The sequence below is a fragment of the Paraburkholderia elongata genome (genome assembly GCF_013177735.1).
GTDB lineage: Bacteria > Pseudomonadota > Gammaproteobacteria > Burkholderiales > Burkholderiaceae > Paraburkholderia > Paraburkholderia elongata.
Window position 1 is genome coordinate 14123 of the sequence record NZ_WOEZ01000225.1, and the last position, 17216, is coordinate 31338.

The 17216-nt window shown below is 61.6% G+C and carries 14 protein-coding genes; 6 read left to right on the top strand and 8 right to left on the bottom strand.

The annotated features are described in order from the left end of the window. Nucleotides 1-59 precede the first annotated feature (59 nt). Nucleotides 60-833 carry a hypothetical protein gene (locus GNZ13_RS39675; protein WP_172175496.1) on the bottom strand — a complete coding sequence of 258 codons (774 nt, stop codon included), beginning with the start codon at nucleotides 831-833 and terminating at the stop codon, nucleotides 60-62. Nucleotides 834-1333: 500 nt separating this feature from the next. On the opposite strand from GNZ13_RS39675, the gene GNZ13_RS39680 reads away from it, so the two are divergent. Further along, nucleotides 1334-1993 (top strand): restriction endonuclease, encoded by a 660-nt coding sequence (locus GNZ13_RS39680; RefSeq protein ID WP_172175498.1) that lies wholly within the window; start codon nucleotides 1334-1336, stop codon nucleotides 1991-1993. A 716-nt stretch (nucleotides 1994-2709) separates the two neighbouring features. On the opposite strand, the gene GNZ13_RS39685 is transcribed toward GNZ13_RS39680, so the two are convergent. Next, on the bottom strand, nucleotides 2710-2916 hold the full coding sequence (locus tag GNZ13_RS39685; RefSeq protein WP_007180614.1) for a cold-shock protein: 207 nt from the start codon (nucleotides 2914-2916) through the stop codon (nucleotides 2710-2712). A gap of 555 nt (nucleotides 2917-3471) precedes the next feature. Here GNZ13_RS39685 and clpS point away from each other — a divergent pair. Beyond that, nucleotides 3472-3786, top strand: a complete 315-nt coding sequence (clpS, locus tag GNZ13_RS39690; RefSeq protein WP_006050100.1) for an ATP-dependent Clp protease adapter ClpS — start codon at nucleotides 3472-3474, stop codon at nucleotides 3784-3786. After that, nucleotides 3783-6080 carry an ATP-dependent Clp protease ATP-binding subunit ClpA gene (clpA, locus tag GNZ13_RS39695; protein ID WP_172175500.1) on the top strand — a complete coding sequence of 766 codons (2298 nt, stop codon included), beginning with the start codon at nucleotides 3783-3785 and terminating at the stop codon, nucleotides 6078-6080. The genes clpS and clpA overlap by 4 nt, the downstream gene beginning before the upstream one ends. A gap of 152 nt (nucleotides 6081-6232) precedes the next feature. Here the strand turns inward: clpA and dut are convergent, their stop codons facing one another. The 6 genes from dut to GNZ13_RS39725 form a co-directional block, all read right to left on the bottom strand. After that, a complete protein-coding gene (gene dut, locus GNZ13_RS39700) occupies nucleotides 6233-6679 on the bottom strand; it encodes a dUTP diphosphatase (protein ID WP_172175502.1) in 447 nt (148 codons plus the stop codon). A gap of 14 nt (nucleotides 6680-6693) precedes the next feature. After that, nucleotides 6694-7713 carry an LLM class flavin-dependent oxidoreductase gene (locus GNZ13_RS39705; RefSeq protein ID WP_172175504.1) on the bottom strand — a complete coding sequence of 340 codons (1020 nt, stop codon included), beginning with the start codon at nucleotides 7711-7713 and terminating at the stop codon, nucleotides 6694-6696. Between the two features lie 75 nt (nucleotides 7714-7788). Beyond that, nucleotides 7789-9003 carry a bifunctional phosphopantothenoylcysteine decarboxylase/phosphopantothenate--cysteine ligase CoaBC gene (gene coaBC, locus GNZ13_RS39710; RefSeq protein ID WP_172175506.1) on the bottom strand — a complete coding sequence of 405 codons (1215 nt, stop codon included), beginning with the start codon at nucleotides 9001-9003 and terminating at the stop codon, nucleotides 7789-7791. A 70-nt stretch (nucleotides 9004-9073) separates the two neighbouring features. After that, nucleotides 9074-9580 (bottom strand): signal peptidase II, encoded by a 507-nt coding sequence (gene lspA / locus GNZ13_RS39715; RefSeq protein WP_172175508.1) that lies wholly within the window; start codon nucleotides 9578-9580, stop codon nucleotides 9074-9076. Beyond that, nucleotides 9580-12417: an isoleucine--tRNA ligase gene (gene ileS, locus GNZ13_RS39720; protein ID WP_172175510.1), complete on the bottom strand. Its 2838-nt coding sequence runs from the start codon at nucleotides 12415-12417 to the stop codon at nucleotides 9580-9582. Before ileS ends, lspA begins: the two co-directional genes overlap by 1 nt. A 169-nt stretch (nucleotides 12418-12586) precedes the next feature. Continuing rightward, entirely contained in the window at nucleotides 12587-13582 is a 996-nt protein-coding gene (locus GNZ13_RS39725; RefSeq protein ID WP_172175512.1) for a bifunctional riboflavin kinase/FAD synthetase, read from the bottom strand. A 118-nt stretch (nucleotides 13583-13700) separates the two neighbouring features. Here GNZ13_RS39725 and purN point away from each other — a divergent pair, with 118 nt between their 5' ends. The 3 genes from purN (at nucleotide 13701) to GNZ13_RS39740 (ending at nucleotide 17039) form a co-directional block, all read left to right on the top strand. Then, entirely contained in the window at nucleotides 13701-14354 is a 654-nt protein-coding gene (purN, locus tag GNZ13_RS39730) for a phosphoribosylglycinamide formyltransferase (protein WP_172175514.1), read from the top strand. Beyond that, complete coding sequence (locus GNZ13_RS39735) at nucleotides 14351-15610, top strand: RsmB/NOP family class I SAM-dependent RNA methyltransferase (RefSeq protein ID WP_172175516.1); 1260 nt, start codon at nucleotides 14351-14353, stop codon at nucleotides 15608-15610. Before purN ends, GNZ13_RS39735 begins: the two co-directional genes overlap by 4 nt. Nucleotides 15611-15683: 73 nt before the next feature. Further along, a complete protein-coding gene (locus tag GNZ13_RS39740; protein WP_172175518.1) occupies nucleotides 15684-17039 on the top strand; it encodes a mechanosensitive ion channel family protein in 1356 nt (451 codons plus the stop codon). The last annotated feature ends 177 nt before the right edge of the window (nucleotides 17040-17216 follow it).

Consider the following 17216-nt stretch of genomic DNA (forward strand, 5'->3'; position numbering starts at 1 on the left):
CGTCGTTCGGCAGGATGCAGCTTTGACGGCAGCGGTTTCGGAAACTGAAGGAAACGCGTTCACTTCGACTCGCTACCCGAAGCCACCTCCATTTCAGTGGGGCTTGGCGCTGTTGCCGCATCCGCAGCCTTCTTTGCCAACTCCAGCTTTGCGTTGTGCTCAAACGAGGCGGAGATTTCCGCCTTTAACGCGGCGAAACTTCTGTTAAGACACTTTACCGAATACTCGCTCGATAGCTCGGCGCTGTTCTGCAACGCAGCTCGAAGAATGCCCGCAGCATCCGCATATTCTCGATAGGCGCGAAATACGCTGTGGAACACCGTCGCATCCAACAATCTCGGATCACCCTTCTCTAGCGACACGTCAAGCAGATCCAGAGCCGCTTTCAGTCTAGCCATCGCCGTTTGACAGCCGTAGTACGCGTAAATTGCCACCTCTTTCATTCGCCCCAGATTACTCTGGTCAATCTCGAAATTCTCCGTTGCTCCTATAGCAGCTCGGATGAAGGGCTTCAACAACAATTGGACATGGGATATATCCTCGTGACTCATTTCCGCAGCCCTTGTCGCGAAAAATACGGCGGTCGCATGAGGCAGCCCATACCCTTCCATTTTAATGCCGCGCGCATTCACAAGCTTTTCGGAAAAATCCTTGATAAAAAAATCCGCTGCGACCACATTCGTCAGTAGCAGGAAGTTGACGTGGGCGAGACGCTTTCGCTCGTCTGAGTCCTCCCGATGCTTCGCCTTAAGCCGCACGATGTAACTTAAGTATGCTGAGACCAGTGCGCCGATTAGACCCGACACGATTGCAACGATTGGAGTAGAGCTCATTGGTTCCTCTCTGCCGTCAAATGGATAACCTCGCTGCTGGAATTGAATGTTTCATGGTTTGCCATTGCTGCGCCGCAATCAGTTCGGCCACGCGGCGAGATGGGAGTTTAATATACGGTGGTTACCTCATCGATGTCGAGATTTGAAAGTCAGGTACGGCCGAAAATCGGCATAATTTCATCCGACCGTGAAGGCCGTCGTTTGAGCGTTAGCCGCCGCTCGACTGGCCATATGACTACGGTGGCGAACGGCGGTTCGTGGCCGAACTCTGCCCGATGATGCCCGTACAGGTCCATGCGGTCGAATGTTCCCTCAAAACTGAGGGCAGCCGCGCGGCGACTGGCCGTTTCTGGGAAAGCTGATCGTGTCTGACGGGTCGAGCTGGGCCGGTCAACCGTCCCGCCGTTGCGATCATAGCGGCGGAACACCAACCAGCCTTTAGACCGTGCTCGGATTTGCCGATATATCGCGGTGTCGCTGGCACTATCCGGTGACAGTCCATGTCGGGGGAAATCGTGCGACGGCGTTCCAGGAAAAGAAAACAGAGTGTGTTCGATGCCGGACGCGTCACAGGCGCGAGACTCGTATCGCCCACAATGGGTGGTCCGCTGGCGGTTCTCTTCGGTTTGGCCGCAGTGGTATGGGTAGGCTCGCATCTCGATACCCAAGCCGCCGAGAGCATTGAGGCTACGGCAGTTGTCGCGGCACTTGTGGTGGTCGGGGTATTCTGGTTTAAGCAAACCGAGCGCACGCGCAAACGGCGTGACCTTATGCAACGCCAGCAGGGGCTAGATTCGATTCGAGCGCTCGCGTGGGATGAGTTCGAAGAGTTTGTTGGCGAACTCTATCGCCTTCAGGGCTTCGAGGTGCAGTCACGACTTCGCGGCGGAGCGGATGGGGGTGTTGATCTAATCCTTGAGCGCGGCGGCGGGAAAACACTGGTTCAATGCAAACACTGGAAAAGCACGACAGTGGGCGCGCCGGTCGTCCGCGAAATGATGGGGCTTATCACGCATCACGGAGCCGTGTCTGCAAAGATCGTGTGCAGTGGAAAATTCACTCGGCAAGCTATCCAGTTCGCTGAGGGCAAGCCCATTGAACTCGTTAGTGGCGAGGCGCTTTGGCTGATGGTTGAAGCTGCCAGGCGGCCATCGATGTAATTGGCTTGGAGCGACGTCTAAGTAGCTGCATCTGTAACTATCGGATTTTTTTCGGAAAAAATCTATGGGCGACCATGCAGGCCACCCCGCCCGCGCAGTTGGCGAGCCCCCCTTGGGGAGGCGCTCTGCGAAAAAGAATTCTTTCCGCCAGACCGGCTGGACGCGTGCGGGGATCGTGGCACCTCTAGGCGAGACACTAACGCCGTGTTGCTAACTATCGCGGGCGGCAGATCCTCTACTTCAACTGCTACCAAATCAGTCGTCCTCTCTGCGATGTTGCGAATTTGCCAAAGGAATCATTGCGACGACGTGATTCGCAATGATTGGGCTGGAGCCTTGTGAAGTGGGTAGCTGAGAGATAGTGAGGGGAATTTGGAGGGGAATTCGAACTGTGTAATTGATTGATCTATCACTGACAAGGCTTTGCGGGCGATTTACATAGAATGATCGAGAAACGAATCGCGCCGGCTTCTCCGGCTCGAATTCAAAACCCCGGCACCGTGAGGCGGCCGGGGTTTTTTCATGCGGCCGCCAACGGGTGAGCATCGAAAGCGTTCGGAAAGGAAGGCGGGTGTCCAGTATTTGAGACATTCGCTTTACCGACGTCTCAAGCCGCGGTAGCCGCAGTGGCGATCCGCCTCAAATTAGAAACCGCCGCCCAAAAAAAAGAAACCCGGCGGTGAAGCCGGGTTTCAAAGGACGGGTAACGAACAGTGTCAGGCAGGTGCCTGGATGTTCGATGCCTGTTTGCCTTTCGGGCCTTGCACGACCTCGAAGGTTACTTTCTGACCTTCCTTGAGGGTCTTGAACCCATTCATCTGGATGGCCGAGAAGTGTGCAAACAGATCCTCACCACCTTCGTCAGGCGTGATGAATCCGAAACCTTTTGCGTCATTGAACCATTTGACCGTACCAGTTGCCATTCCAACTTCCCCTGTAACTCATGTCACTACCACGAGCCCTCGAAAAGCTCGACGACCGCGCGATGCAGCCGCTCCCTCCTCACAAGCTCACCATCGGCATTTTTTCGATTTATGGCTCAGTGAAAAAAGTGCCAGCTTGATTGTTGAGGCTCTTTATTCGAGTGTCAAGAAAATTTTGAGATGTCGTTGCCGCGTTGCAAACAGGCGTTTCCAGGGTTTTTCCCGCTTTTATTTTCTTATGTGCGGTTGCCCAAGCGGGCCGTCTTGAAAAGTCGCATAATCGACTCACATGCTGTTCTGCGGGTCGCGCACCGTCCGCTGCGCCGGGCGCGTGCCCTCAGCCAGCACTGGCAGGTTGTGCGATACTCGATCCGACTGCGGCGCTGCACGGCTGCGACGCATCACAGGATAGGGGCCGGCTCCGCAATCGGCTCGTCGAATGACGCAACGCCGTTGGGGGTAATCACCCATCAGGCGGTAGCGAACGGGCTCACCGGCCGGTCGGCCGGGTTTTGACAGGATTGCGGGCCTGTCCTAGTTGTTTAGAATGGGTGTATGGCGATTATCCCGGACAAGCAGGACGGCACCGTACTGGAGCGGCAGGAGAAGAAGCTCAAGCCGCCATCCATGTACAAGGTGGTGCTGCTGAATGACGACTTCACGCCAATGGAATTTGTCGTGATGATCGTGCAGGAATATTTCAATAAAGATCGTGAAACCGCAACGCAAGTCATGTTGAAGGTGCATCGCGAGGGCAGGGGAGTTTGTGGGGTCTATACGCGGGACATCGCGTCGACCAAAGTCGAGCAAGTCGTTACCCACGCACGGCAGGCCGGGCATCCGCTGCAGTGTGTGATGGAGGAAGCATGATTGCCCAGGAACTGGAAGTCAGCCTGCACATGGCGTTCATGGAAGCACGCCAGGCGCGGCACGAGTTCATCACGGTCGAACATCTTTTGCTGGCACTGTTGGACAATCCAACGGCTGCGGAGGTGTTGCGTGCATGCGCGGCCAATATCGAGGATCTGCGCCAGAACCTGCGCAACTTCATTCATGACAACACGCCTACCGTGCCTGGCACGGATGACGTCGACACGCAGCCCACGCTGGGTTTCCAGCGTGTGATCCAGCGCGCGATCATGCATGTGCAATCCACCTCGAACGGCAAGAAGGAAGTGACCGGCGCGAACGTGTTGGTTGCGATCTTCGGCGAGAAGGATTCGCATGCGGTGTACTACCTGCAGCAGCAGGGCGTGACGCGTCTGGATGTGGTGAATTTCATCTCGCATGGCATTGCCAAGACCAGCAGCACGGACGCCGCGAAAGCGAGCGACGCGAATGCCGAGTCCGACGAAGCCGCCGCGCAGAAAGAAACGCCGCTCGCCCAGTTCACGCAGAACCTGAACCAGATGGCGAAAGACGGCCGCATCGATCCGCTGATCGGGCGCGAGTCGGAAGTCGAGCGCGTGGTGCAGGTGCTGTGCCGCAGGCGCAAGAACAATCCGCTACTGGTCGGTGAGGCCGGTGTCGGCAAGACGGCGATCGCCGAAGGGCTCGCCTGGCGCATTACGCGCGGCGAAGTGCCGGATATTCTGGCGGATGCGCAGGTGTATTCGCTCGACATGGGTGCGCTGCTCGCCGGCACCAAGTATCGCGGCGACTTCGAGCAACGGCTGAAGACGGTCCTCAAGGAATTGAAGGAACGTCCGCACGCGATCCTGTTCATCGACGAAATTCATACGCTGATCGGCGCGGGCGCTGCGTCGGGCGGCACGCTGGATGCATCGAATCTGCTGAAGCCGGCGTTGTCGTCGGGCACGCTCAAGTGCATCGGCGCGACCACGTTCACGGAATATCGCGGCATCTTCGAAAAAGACGCGGCCTTGTCGCGCCGTTTCCAGAAGATCGACGTGACCGAGCCGACCGTCGAGCAGACGGTGGCGATCCTGCGCGGCCTGAAGTCGCGCTTCGAAGAGCATCACGGCGTGAAGTATTCGTCGGGTGCGCTGTCGGCGGCGGCTGAGTTGTCGGCACGCTTCATCACGGATCGTCATCTGCCGGACAAGGCGATCGACGTGATCGACGAAGCAGGCGCGGCGCAACGCATCCTGCCGAAGTCGAAGCAGAAGAAGACCATCGGCAAGAACGAGATCGAAGAAATCATCTCGAAGATTGCTCGTGTACCGCCGCAAAGCGTGTCGCAAGACGATCGCAGCAAGCTGCAAACGCTGGATCGCGATCTGAAGAGCGTGGTGTTCGGGCAAGACCCGGCCATCGACGCGCTGTCGGCCGCGATCAAGATGGCGCGCGCAGGCCTCGGCAAGCTGGACAAGCCGATCGGCGCGTTCCTGTTCTCCGGCCCGACTGGCGTCGGCAAGACGGAAGTGGCGAAGCAATTGGCGTTCACGCTGGGGATCGAGCTGATCCGCTTCGACATGTCGGAATACATGGAGCGTCATGCGGTGAGCCGTTTGATCGGCGCGCCGCCGGGCTATGTCGGTTTCGATCAGGGTGGTTTGCTGACCGAAGCCGTCACGAAGAAGCCGCATTGCGTGCTGCTGCTCGACGAAATCGAGAAGGCGCATCCGGACATCTACAACGTGCTGCTGCAGGTGATGGACCACGGTACGCTGACGGACAACAACGGCCGCAAGGCGGATTTCCGCAACGTCATCATCATCATGACGACGAATGCGGGTGCCGAGGCAATGGGCAAGGCGGTGATCGGCTTCACGAATCGTCGGGAAACCGGCGACGAAATGGTCGACATCAAGCGCATGTTCACGCCGGAGTTCCGTAACCGTCTGGACGCAACGATCAGCTTCCGCTCGCTCGATGAGGAAATCATCATGCGGGTGGTCGACAAATTCCTGATGCAGCTGGAAGATCAGTTGCACGAGAAGAAGGTCGATGCGCTCTTCACCGACGCGTTGCGCAAGCATCTCGCCAAGCACGGTTTCGATCCGCTGATGGGCGCGCGGCCAATGCAGCGTCTGATCCAGGACACTATCCGTCGTGCGCTGGCCGACGAGCTGCTGTTCGGCAAGCTGATGAACGGCGGCCGCGTGACGGTCGACGTGGATGCGGAAGACAAGGTGCAGTTGACCTTCGACGAGCATCCGGCGCCGCGCAATCCGAATCCGGAAGCGGTCGAGGTCGAGTAAGTCAGTCGAGTAACGCTTTAGTCGTCCCTCTGAAAGCAGAACGGCGCGGGTTGAACCCCGCGCCGTTCTGCTTTTTGCGTTGTACGAAGCGCTTGTTAGAAGCAAGCGACGCTTCAACGCTTATCGCTTATCGCTTATCGGTGGTCTAAGTCTTAGTGCTTGCCCGTGCTCCCGAACCCACCGTTACCACGCTCGCTGGTTTCGAAATCGTCGACGATATTGAACTCGGCCTGGACCACCGGCACGATCACGAGTTGCGCGAGGCGCTCCATCGGATTCAGCACGAACGTGGTCTCGCCGCGGTTCCACGTCGAGATCATCAGCTGACCTTGGTAATCCGAATCGATCAGGCCGACCAGATTGCCCAGCACGATCCCATGCTTATGACCCAGGCCCGAACGCGGCAGAATCAACGCGGCATAACCCGGATCGGCGACGTGAATCGCCAGACCCGTCGGCACCAGCGCGGTTTCGCCGGGTTTCAGCGTCAACGGTTCGTCGAGGCACGCGCGCAGGTCGAGGCCCGCGCTGCCGGTGGTTGCGTAGGCCGGGAGTTGGTCGCGCATGCGCGCATCGAGAATCTTGAGGTCGAGTTTCATGCAGGTTCGAAGGTTTAAGGAGTGGAGGCCGGGCGTCCGAGTTGGAACGCTTCGGCGAGAAGTTCATAGGAGCGCAGCCGGGCGCGGTAGCTGCCCGCTACGGTGAGCACGATCAGTTCGTCGGCCTGGAACTGCTCCTGCAAGGCATGAAGCCGCTCAGTCACGGTTTCCGGCGTGCCGATGATACTGCGCGGCTTCTCGCGGTCGATCACCAGTTGCTCGCGTACGCCGTATTCTTGCGCGGCGCCTTGCTCGACCGTCGGAATCGGCGCATTCAGGCCAAGGGCCATCTGCACGCGGCGCAGGTCGACCGCTTTTTCCAGGTCGGCGGCTTCCTGTTCGGTGTCGGCGCAAATCACGAACACCGAGGCGGCCAGATAGGGCTGTTCTGTTTCCAGGCTAGCCTTGAAGTGTTCACGATAATCCAGCGCCACCTGATGCCCGAAATGCGCGTTGATGAAATGCGCGAAGGCAAAGCGGATGCCGAGTTGCGCCGCCAGCAGGCCGCCGAATTCACTCGATCCGAGTACCCACAATTGGGGGCGCGTGGCGATTTGCGGCTGAAGCAGTACGCCGTGCCCAAGGTGATCCTCGGGCAGTGTGCCGTGCATCAGGCCGACCAGATCGGCGACCTGCTGCGGAAAAATTTCGCCGCGATTGTAGGCACCGGCTGCGACTGCTTGCGCCGTGCGCATGTCGCCGCCCGGGGCGCGTCCTACGCCGAGGTCGATACGATTGGGAAACAGCGCCTCGAGCATCATGAATTGCTCGGCGACCTTGAAAGGGCTGTAGTACGGCAGCATCACGCCACCTGAGCCGAGTCGAATGCGTTTGGTGACGCTGCCGAGGCGCGCCAGCATCACCTCGGGGCACGGGTTCGACACGCCGCGCAAGCCGTGATGCTCGGCGCACCAATAGCGCGTGTAGCCGAGGTCGTCAGCCAGCTGGGCGAGTTCGACGGTGGCGGCGATTGCGTCCGCCACTGAGTGCCCGTCGATCACGGGCGTTTGATCGAGCACGGAAAGTAGCGTCATGTCAGTACTGCTCCAGATGAATCGATGCGCTAGAGGCGTTCGCGGCGAACGCAACATGCGCCGCCGCGAGCGGCTTCAGCGAATCAGACTTGTGTCGGGCAGACGCCTGGCAATTTCTACGATCAATGCGCGCGCGAGCGTCTGCTTGTCGGCGCGTGGCAGCTTGGTGGCACCTGCCGCTTCGAACAGGATGACTTCGTTGTCGTCCATGCCGAAGGTCAGTGGACCGAGATTGCCGATCAATAAAGGCACGTTCTTGCGCACGCGCTTTTCTTCGCCGTGCAGTTCGAGGTCGCCGCTCTCGGCCGCGAAACCGACTGTGAACGGCGGATGTGGCAGCTTGGCGACCGAAGCCAGAATGTCCGGATTCTCGACGAACGTGAAGGTGGGCAGTGCGCGCTCGGCGGTCTTCTTGATCTTCTGTTCGCTGGCGTGATCGACGCGCCAGTCGGCCACCGCGGCCACGCCGATAAAGATGTCGGCGTCCGCGACCGAACGCATCACCGCGTCGTGCATTTGCTGTGCAGTTTGCACGTCTTCGCGGAACACACCCCACGGCGTTTCCAGCGCAACCGGGCCGGCGACCAGATGCACCTCGGCGCCCGCTTGTTGCGCGGCGCGCGCCAACGCAAAACCCATCTTGCCGCTCGAACGATTGGTGATGCCGCGCACCGGATCGAGCGGCTCGAAGGTCGGGCCGGCGGTCAGCAACACGCGACGGCCGGACAGGATCTTGGGCGAGAAGAACGACGCGATCGCCTCAAACGTGGCGACCGCTTCCAACATTCGCCCGTCGCCGGTTTCGCCGCACGCTTGCGGACCCGAATCGGGGCCGAGCACTTCAATGCCGTCCGCGCGCAACTGCGTGACGTTGCGTTGGGTCGCCGGGTTTTGCCACATCTGCCGGTTCATCGCCGGCACGACGAGCAGCGGACAATCCCGCGCGACACACAGCGTCGAGAGCAGATCGTCGGCCATGCCGTGCGCGAGTTTGGCGAGGAAGTCGGTAGAGGCGGGCGCAATGACGATCGCGTCGGCTTCACGCGACAGATCGATGTGCGCCATGTTGTTCGGCACGCGCGCGTCCCACTGGCTCGTGTAGACCGGCCGGCCGGACAGCGCCTGCATCGTGACGGGGGTGATGAACTGCGTAGCCGCTTCGGTCATGACGACCTGCACGGTCGCGCCGGCCTTGGTCAACAGGCGCGTGAGTTCGGCGATCTTGTAGCAGGCAATGCCGCCCGTCATGCCGAGGACGAGGTGTTTTCCTGCGAGTTCTGCGGTTGCCAACGAAAGCCTCCGACAAAGCGTGGTGGCGGGCAGCGGTGCGAGTGTCGCACCGTCAGCCGCCTAAGCGACGTTAACGCGAGCCGCGCACGCGCCGCAACTCGTCGAGCACGAGCAGGATCGCGCCGATCGTGATCGCGCTGTCGGCGAGATTGAACGCCGGCCAGTGCCACGTGCGCACGTGAAAATCGAGAAAGTCGATCACATGGCCGTACGCGAGCCGGTCGATCACGTTGCCGAGCGCACCCCCGAGAATCAGCGAGAGCGCCGTGCAGAACATCTTCTGTCCGCCATGACGCTTGAGCAGATAGCAGATCACGAGTGCCGCGACCACGCCGAGCGCGGTGAACGCCCAGCGCTGCCAGCCGCCCGCCATCGCGAGGAAGCTGAAAGCGGCGCCGCGGTTGTACACGAGGATCAGGTTGAAGAACGGCGCGACCTCATGCGGAACACCGTAGGCGAACACCTTCTGGACCGCGATCTTGGTGAGCTGATCGAACAGAATCACGATCAGCGCGACGCCAAGCCAGGGCGCCAGCGAACTGTTTTCGGACGACGATTTCGACATGGTTTTCGCCATTATGCCGCGCTCCTCGCTTCACCGTTGCCGAACAGATTGCTGAAGCAGCGGCCGCACAGGGTGGGGTGCTCGGCGTTTGTGCTGACGTCCGCGCGGTAGTGCCAGCAGCGTTCGCACTTCAGATACTTCGAGGCGATCACTTCGACGCCTTCTTCCGCTTCGCTGTCGACCTTCACGACGTTCGCCGCCGACGTGATCAGCACGAACTTCAGGTCGTCGCCGAGGCTCGTGAGCGCGTCGTAACGTGCGCCGCCCGCGCGGATTTCGACCTCCGCCTGCAGCGACGAACCGATCAGGTTCGCGACGCGTGCCTCTTCCAGCGCCTTGGTCACGTCGCTACGCGCGGCGCGCAGCAGCGTCCATTTGTCGAGCAGGACGCCGGCTTCCGGCACCGCCGGGAACGCGTGATAGGTTTCCGTGAAGATCGTTTCGTTGTTCGGCGAGAAGATTTTCCACGCTTCTTCAGCGGTGAACGACAGGAACGGCGCCATCAGACGCAGCAGACCGTGCGCGATGTGATACAGCGCGGTCTGAGCCGAACGGCGCGCGACGGAGTCGGCCGCCGTGGTGTACAGACGGTCTTTCAGGACGTCCAGATAGAAGCCGCCGAGGTCTTCCGAGCAGAACGTCTGCAGTTTGGCGACCACCGGGTGGAACTCGTACTTGTCGTAGTGCGAGAGGATGTCGTTTTGCAGGTTCGCCGACAGCGCCACCGCGTAACGATCGATCTCGAGCCAGTCTTCGACCGGACGCGCGCGCTTCTCGAAGTCGAAGTCCGACAGGTTCGCGAGCAGGAAGCGCAGCGTGTTGCGGATGCGGCGATAGCTCTCCGTCACGCGCTTCAGGATCTCTTCGGAGATCGCCAGTTCGCCCGAGTAATCGGTCGAGGCGATCCACAGACGAATGATTTCCGCGCCGAGGCGGTTCGCCACGTCATGCGGGTCGATACCGTTGCCGAGCGACTTGCTCATCTTGCGGCCTTCGCCGTCGACGGTGAAGCCGTGCGTGAGCAGCGCGTTGTAGGGCGGGCGGCCGTCGAGCATCGAAGCGGTCAGGAGCGACGAGTGGAACCAGCCGCGGTGCTGGTCCGAGCCTTCCAGATACAGGTCAGCCGGGAATTGCAGTTCGTCTTTATGCGAGCCGCGCAGCACGTGCCAATGCGTGGTGCCCGAATCGAACCAGACGTCGAGCGTGTCGCGGTTCTTTTCGTACATGTTGGCGTCGTCGCCGAGCAGTTCGCGCGGGTCGAGCGTTTGCCACGCTTCGATGCCGGCCTTCTCGACGCGTTGCGCGACTTCTTCGAGCAGTTCCAGCGTGCGCGGATGCAGCTCGCCGGTTTCCTTGTGCACGAAGAACGCCATCGGCACGCCCCATTGACGCTGACGCGACAGCGTCCAGTCCGGGCGGTTGGCGATCATGCTGAACAGGCGCTGTTTGCCCCATGACGGATAGAAGGCGGTGTTCTCGATGCCTTCGAGCGCGGTTTCGCGCAGTGTCTTGTCGGTGTCGTTCGGCTTCACATCCATGCCGGCGAACCATTGCGAGGTCGCACGGTAGATGATCGGCGTCTTGTGGCGCCAGCAGTGCATGTAGCTGTGCGTGTACTTCTCAGTGCGCAACAGCGAGCCGGCTGCCTGCAGGGCTTCGACGATCTGCGGATTGGCCGCCCAGATCGACAGGCCGCCGAACAGCGCGAGCGATTCGATGTAACGGCCGTCGCCCATCACCGGGTTGATGATGTCCGAATCGGCCATGCCGTGCGACTTGCACGACACGAAGTCTTCCACGCCGTAGGCCGGCGACGAGTGGACCACACCCGTACCCGTTTCGGTCGTCACATAGTCGCCGAGATAAACCGGCGCCGTGCGCTTGTAAGCGGGATGCGCGGAGGCGAGCGGATGATTGAAGCGCAGGTTGACGAGCTTCGCGCCGGGCGTGGTCGCGACGACCGTGCCTTCCAGTCCGTACAGTTTCAGGCACGCTTCAACGCGCTCTTCGGCCAGGATCAGCAAGCCGCGCGGCGTATCGACCAGCGCGTAGACGATTTCCGGATGCAGGTTCAATGCCTGGTTGGCGGGGATGGTCCACGGCGTGGTGGTCCAGATTACGATGCCGCCTTCGTTGCGCGGCAGCGCCTTCAGACCGAACGCCTGCGCGGTCTTTTCCTGTTCGGCGAAACCGAACAGCACGTCGATGGTCGGATCGGTCTTGTCCGTGTACTCGACTTCCGCTTCGGCCAACGCCGAGCCGCAGTCGAAACACCAGTTGACCGGCTTCAGACCGCGGAACACGTAGCCCTTTTCCATGATCTTCGCGAGCGCGCGGATTTCGCCGGCTTCGTTCGTGAAGTTCATGGTCTTGTACGGGTTGTCCCAGTCGCCGAGCACGCCCAGACGGCGGAAGCCGATCTTCTGCTTCTCGATCTGTTCGGTCGCGTAGGCGCGCGCCTTCTGCATCACTTCAGCGGCCGGCAGCGATTTGCCGAACTGCTTTTCGATCTGGATTTCGATCGGCATGCCGTGGCAATCCCAGCCCGGCACGTAGACCGCGTCGAAGCCCGCCATGTTGCGCGCCTTGACGATCATGTCCTTGAGGATCTTGTTCACCGCGTGGCCGAGGTGGATGTCGCCGTTCGCATACGGCGGGCCGTCGTGCAGGATGAACTTCTTACGGCCTTTGCTGGCGGCGCGGATCGTCTCGTAGACTTTGCGTTCCTGCCATTCCTTGACCCATTGCGGCTCGCGCTTGGGCAGGTCGCCACGCATCGGGAACGGCGTGTCGAGCAGGTTGACCGGGTAGCGTGACTGCGGTTTCGAATCGGCTTTCTTGTTGCTCATGATGAGGTCGCGGTGAATTCTTTCTAAGCGCAGCGAGGCTGCGGTATGCGCATGAAGCGCAGGGCGTTGGGCGCGCCCGGCAGGCATGTCGCGTGATTCACGGACGCCCTTCGATGCGCGCAGCGATGGGTACATGCAGCACTCAGTGCGCTCGCATGTACCGCGGCGGCTATCTAATTCGGTCGGTGGCCGAGGTGGCGAAACCGGTGGAACGGCTGCCCGGCGTGCCGGCGCCGACGGCCGCGAACCACGCGCGCGCATTGGCGACGTCGCGCGCGATGGCGGCGGTCAGCGTTTCGAGGTCGACGTATTTTTCCTCGTCACGCAGCTTCTTCAGGAATTCGACGCGCACGAGTTTGCCATACGCGTCGCCGTGCCAGTCGAGCAGGTGCACTTCGAGCAGCACGCGGCCGGAATCGTCGACAGTGGGGCGCAGGCCGAGGCTGGCGACGCCTGGCAACGGTTCGTCCGTCACGCCATGCACGCGTACGACGAAAATGCCGGCGAGCGCCGGACGCTTGTGCGCGATCGGCAGATTGAGCGTGGGGAAACCGAGGTCGCGGCCGAGCTTCATGCCATGCACGACGTGGCCGCTGATCAGGTAATCGCGGCCCAGTGCGGCACGCGCCGAGTCGAGATCGCCTGCCACCAGCGCCGTGCGCACGCCCGAACTGGAAATGCGCGCGCCGGACGGATCGGCCACGGTTGCCATCTGCTCGACTTCGAAACCGTACTGTTGACCCGCGGTCTTGAGCGACGCGAAATCGCCCGCGCGCTTCGCGCCGTAGCGGAAGTCGTCGCCGATCATCACCCAGCGAGCATGCAGCCCGTTGACGATGATCCGTTCGACGAACGTATCCGGCGACTGGCTCGCGAAGGTGTGGTTGAAATGCTCGACCACTACCCGGTCGACGCCGTTGGTGCGCAGCGCCTCGAGTTTGTCGCGCAGCATGGCGATACGGGGCGGCGCGCCAGCCGGATTGAAGAACTCGCGCGGGTGCGGCTCGAAGGTCATCACGCAGACGGGCAGGCCGCGTGCATCGGCTGCGGCCCGGACGTGGGCGAGCAAAGCCTGATGGCCGCGGTGGACACCGTCGAAGTTGCCGATGGTCAGTGCGCAGGGCGCACGGCTTTCAGCATTGGGAAGACCGCGGAAGACTCTCACGATAGCGGGTTTGAGGTAGGGCGGCCGAGGTGCCGCAAAACAAACGATTATAAACGCTCAGCGCACGAGACGGCGGCGCGTCGCCGTTTCAGTGTCCCCCGAATGATAAAATCCGCGGATGAAAAAACTCGTCATCCTGATTTCCGGACGGGGAAGCAACATGGAAGCTATCATTCGCGCCTGCGCGGACGAGGGCTGGGCGGCGCAAGTCGCCGCCGTGATTGCCAACCGTCCTGTCGCTTCGGGCCTTGCGTTCGCGGCGTCGCACGGCATTGCCACGGCGGTGGTCGACCACCGCCAGTTTCCCGATCGCGACAGCTTCGACGCCGCGCTGGCGCAAGAAATCGACAGCTTCGCGCCCGATCTGGTCTTGCTCGCCGGCTTCATGCGGGTGCTCACGGCCGGTTTCGTCGACCATTACGCCGGGCGCATGCTGAATGTGCACCCGTCGCTGCTGCCGAGCTTTCCGGGTCTGAAAACCCATCAACAGGCACTTGACGCCGGCGTGCGGCTGCACGGCGCGTCGGTGCATTTTGTCACGTCGCAGCTGGATCACGGGCCGATCGTCGCGCAGGCGGCCGTCCCCGTTGAGGCTGGCGACACCCCTGCCACGCTCGCGGAACGCGTGCTGGCAACCGAACACATTATCTATCCACGCGCGGTGCGCTGGTTCGTCGAAGGGCGTCTTGCTCTCGACGGCTTGCGTGTCACGCTTACGCCGCCGGAGCCGCAATGGCTCTTTGCCGGTCACACCGCCGGAGAGGGCGCATGAGATTACATGGTTTTTTGATTGGACAAACTGAGACTTTGCTGGCTGAAGTCCTGAAACTCACCGGCCCAGCCGACGCCACGACAAGCCGCTTTTTCCGCGCGCATCCCAAGCTCGGGCACGGCGAGCGCGGTGTGATCGCCGAGGCGGTCTTCGCGGTGCTGCGTCGCCGGATGGAATTCGCCCACCTGGCCGAAGGCGGCGCGGGTAGCCCGGCCCGCCGCATGGCGTTGCTGGGACTGATGCAGACGGCGGGCCGCACGGCCCTCAAGCCGTTCGTGTCGGAAGCCGAGTCGAACTGGCTCGAGCACGTCGCGAGGATCGACCCTGAAAGCCTGCCGCTGCGGATTCGCCTGAATCTGCCCGACTGGATCTATCAGGCGCTCTCCAAGCGCTTCGAGCCCGCGGAACTGGCGCAGCTGGCCGCCGCGCTCAACTACCCGGCGCCGCTTGACCTGCGCGCGAACCCGATCAAGGCAAGCCGTGACGACGTGCTGAACGCACTGTCGAAGGCCGGCATCGAAGGTGGCGCGACGCCTTTTGCACCGTTCGGCGTGCGAGTGGTCGGCAAGCCGCCGCTCACCAAGCTGGACGCGTTCCAGCACGGCTGGGTCGAAGTCCAGGACGAGGGCAGCCAGTTGCTGTGTTCGCTGGTCGCGCCCAAGCGCGGCGAAATGATCGTGGACTTCTGCGCGGGTGCAGGCGGCAAGACGCTGGCGCTGGGCGCAGCGATGCGCTCCACCGGGCGTCTGTACGCCTTCGACATCTCCGAGCGGCGTTTGGCCAAGCTCAAGCCGCGCCTCGCGCGCAGCGGGCTGTCGAACGTGAATCCGGTGCTGATCGACAGCGAACACGACGCCAAGATCAAGCGTCTGGCCGGCAAGATCGACCGCGTGCTGGTCGACGCGCCGTGCAGCGGCCTGGGTACGCTGCGTCGCAATCCGGACCTGAAGTGGCGCCAGTCGCCGGAATCGGTGGCCGAACTGGCGCCGAAGCAGGCGTCGATTCTGGCCAGCGCCTCGCGTCTGGTGAAGAAGGGCGGCCGTCTCGTCTACGCAACCTGCTCGATTCTGGAAGCGGAAAACGAAGCTGTCGTGCAGCAGTTCCTTGCCGACCATCCGGACTTCGCTTTGGTGCCGGCGCACGACGTGCTCGCCGAGCAGCGCATCGACCTGGAAATGGGCGATTACCTGTCGCTGTGGCCGCACCGTCACGCCACTGACGGCTTCTTCGCAGCCGTGCTGGAACGCCAGAGCTAAGCGCAGCAGGCTATCTGCCGGCGCGACCGGGTTCTTTTCCTGAACCCGGCGTGCCGGCGATTTCGGCGACATAATGCAAAACCGCATTTTTCCTCACATGTTCAGCGACCTCGCGCGTGACTTCGGACAGCCGGTCATGCTGTGGCAGGTCGGCGTGCTGCTTGGGACGCTCGCCGTCGCGTGGCTGCTCGCGCGCCTCGCGCGCCGCACGCTCGATTTGCGGCGCCAGACGCGTTACCAGACCCTGCGTTTTGGCGCGGAAAGCCTGAACCGCGCGTTCTTTCCGCTAATCGGTGCGGGGCTCGTCTGGCTCGCGCAGGCGATCACCGGCCAGTTCATGCACACTTCGCTGCTCGATCTGGCGCTGGTGCCCCTGTTCGGTATCGGTCTGATTTACATCGTGTTTTTCTTCGCGCGACGGGTCTTCAGTCACGACGGCGCGAATCATCCGTGGTTGTTCCTGGTCGAGAAGATCGTCTCGCTGGTCGTCTGGATCGGCATGGTGCTCACCGTGATGGGCATTCAGGACGACGTGATCGCCTGGATGGGCAGCGTGCGCTTCAGAGTCGCAAATGCGCACATGACGCTGCTCTCGCTCACCACGGGCCTCCTGTGGGTGTGCGTGACGATGGTCGTCGCGATGTGGCTCGGTGCCACGTTCGAAGACCGCCTGATGCGCTCCGGGACGCTCGACGCCAACCTCAAAGTGGTGGTGGCGCGGGTCGGCCGTGCTGCGCTCGTGCTGGCGGCGGTGCTGATCAGCCTGTCGCTGGTCGGGATCGACATCACGGTGCTGGGGGTTTTCGGCGGCGCGCTGGGTGTGGGGCTCGGGTTCGGGCTGCAGAAGATCGCCAGCAATTACGTCTCAGGCTTCATCATCCTGATCGACCGCTCGCTGCGCATCGGCGATACGATCAACGTCAGCGGTCTGCAGGGCATGGTCACGCAGATCCGCACGCGTTATACGGTGGTGCGAGGTCTCGACGGCATCGAAACGCTGATCCCGAACGAAAAGCTGATTACGGACGTGGTGCAGAACCAGTCCTCCTATCTGACGCGCGGCTACGCCAAGGTGGCCGTGCAGGTCGCCTACTCCTCCGACGTCGAGCAGGCGATGGCGCTGCTCACCCAGGCCGCGCAGGGCGTCGCGCGGGTGCTGCAGGAGCCGGCGCCTACGTCCTATCTGGCCAGCTTTGGCGCAGACGGCATCAACCTCGAGCTGGGCTTCTGGATCGAAGACGCGGCGACAGGCACTGCAGGCGTGCGCTCGGCCGTGAATCGCAACATCTGGCGTCTGTTCTCCGAACACGACATCTCAATTCCTTTCGCGCAACGCGAAGTGCGAATCGTCGGCAACGTGAGCGACGCGATGCCGCAAGCGGTAACAATGACCGCTCCCGCGGCTAATCAGGCCGACAGCGCCCGCTGACGGGCACTTCGAACCCGCCGGCAGGTCTAAAAACAACCTCTGGCGCGTTCCATCCGATTGATACCGCACAAAAAATCCCTATTTGTTACAAACACTTGGAACGCTTCAAGTAGAATGTCGTCCAATCCCGCTGTATGCTTTCACTTTCTTGACGCGCGCATTTTGCGTGTGTCTGGC

What these genes read in the sequence shown, in the direction of transcription:
- GNZ13_RS39675 (WP_172175496.1), bottom strand. Translation starts at nt 833, where the DNA reads ATGAGCTCTACTCCAATCGTTGCAATCGTGTCGGGTCTAATCGGCGCA.
- GNZ13_RS39680 (WP_172175498.1), top strand. Translation starts at nt 1,334, where the DNA reads ATGTCGGGGGAAATCGTGCGACGGCGTTCCAGGAAAAGAAAACAGAGT.
- GNZ13_RS39685 (WP_007180614.1), bottom strand. Translation starts at nt 2,916, where the DNA reads ATGGCAACTGGTACGGTCAAATGGTTCAATGACGCAAAAGGTTTCGGA.
- clpS (WP_006050100.1), top strand. Translation starts at nt 3,472, where the DNA reads ATGGCGATTATCCCGGACAAGCAGGACGGCACCGTACTGGAGCGGCAG.
- clpA (WP_172175500.1), top strand. Translation starts at nt 3,783, where the DNA reads ATGATTGCCCAGGAACTGGAAGTCAGCCTGCACATGGCGTTCATGGAA.
- dut (WP_172175502.1), bottom strand. Translation starts at nt 6,679, where the DNA reads ATGAAACTCGACCTCAAGATTCTCGATGCGCGCATGCGCGACCAACTC.
- GNZ13_RS39705 (WP_172175504.1), bottom strand. Translation starts at nt 7,713, where the DNA reads ATGACGCTACTTTCCGTGCTCGATCAAACGCCCGTGATCGACGGGCAC.
- lspA (WP_172175508.1), bottom strand. Translation starts at nt 9,580, where the DNA reads ATGGCGAAAACCATGTCGAAATCGTCGTCCGAAAACAGTTCGCTGGCG.
- ileS (WP_172175510.1), bottom strand. Translation starts at nt 12,417, where the DNA reads ATGAGCAACAAGAAAGCCGATTCGAAACCGCAGTCACGCTACCCGGTC.
- purN (WP_172175514.1), top strand. Translation starts at nt 13,701, where the DNA reads ATGAAAAAACTCGTCATCCTGATTTCCGGACGGGGAAGCAACATGGAA.
- GNZ13_RS39735 (WP_172175516.1), top strand. Translation starts at nt 14,351, where the DNA reads ATGAGATTACATGGTTTTTTGATTGGACAAACTGAGACTTTGCTGGCT.
- GNZ13_RS39740 (WP_172175518.1), top strand. Translation starts at nt 15,684, where the DNA reads ATGCAAAACCGCATTTTTCCTCACATGTTCAGCGACCTCGCGCGTGAC.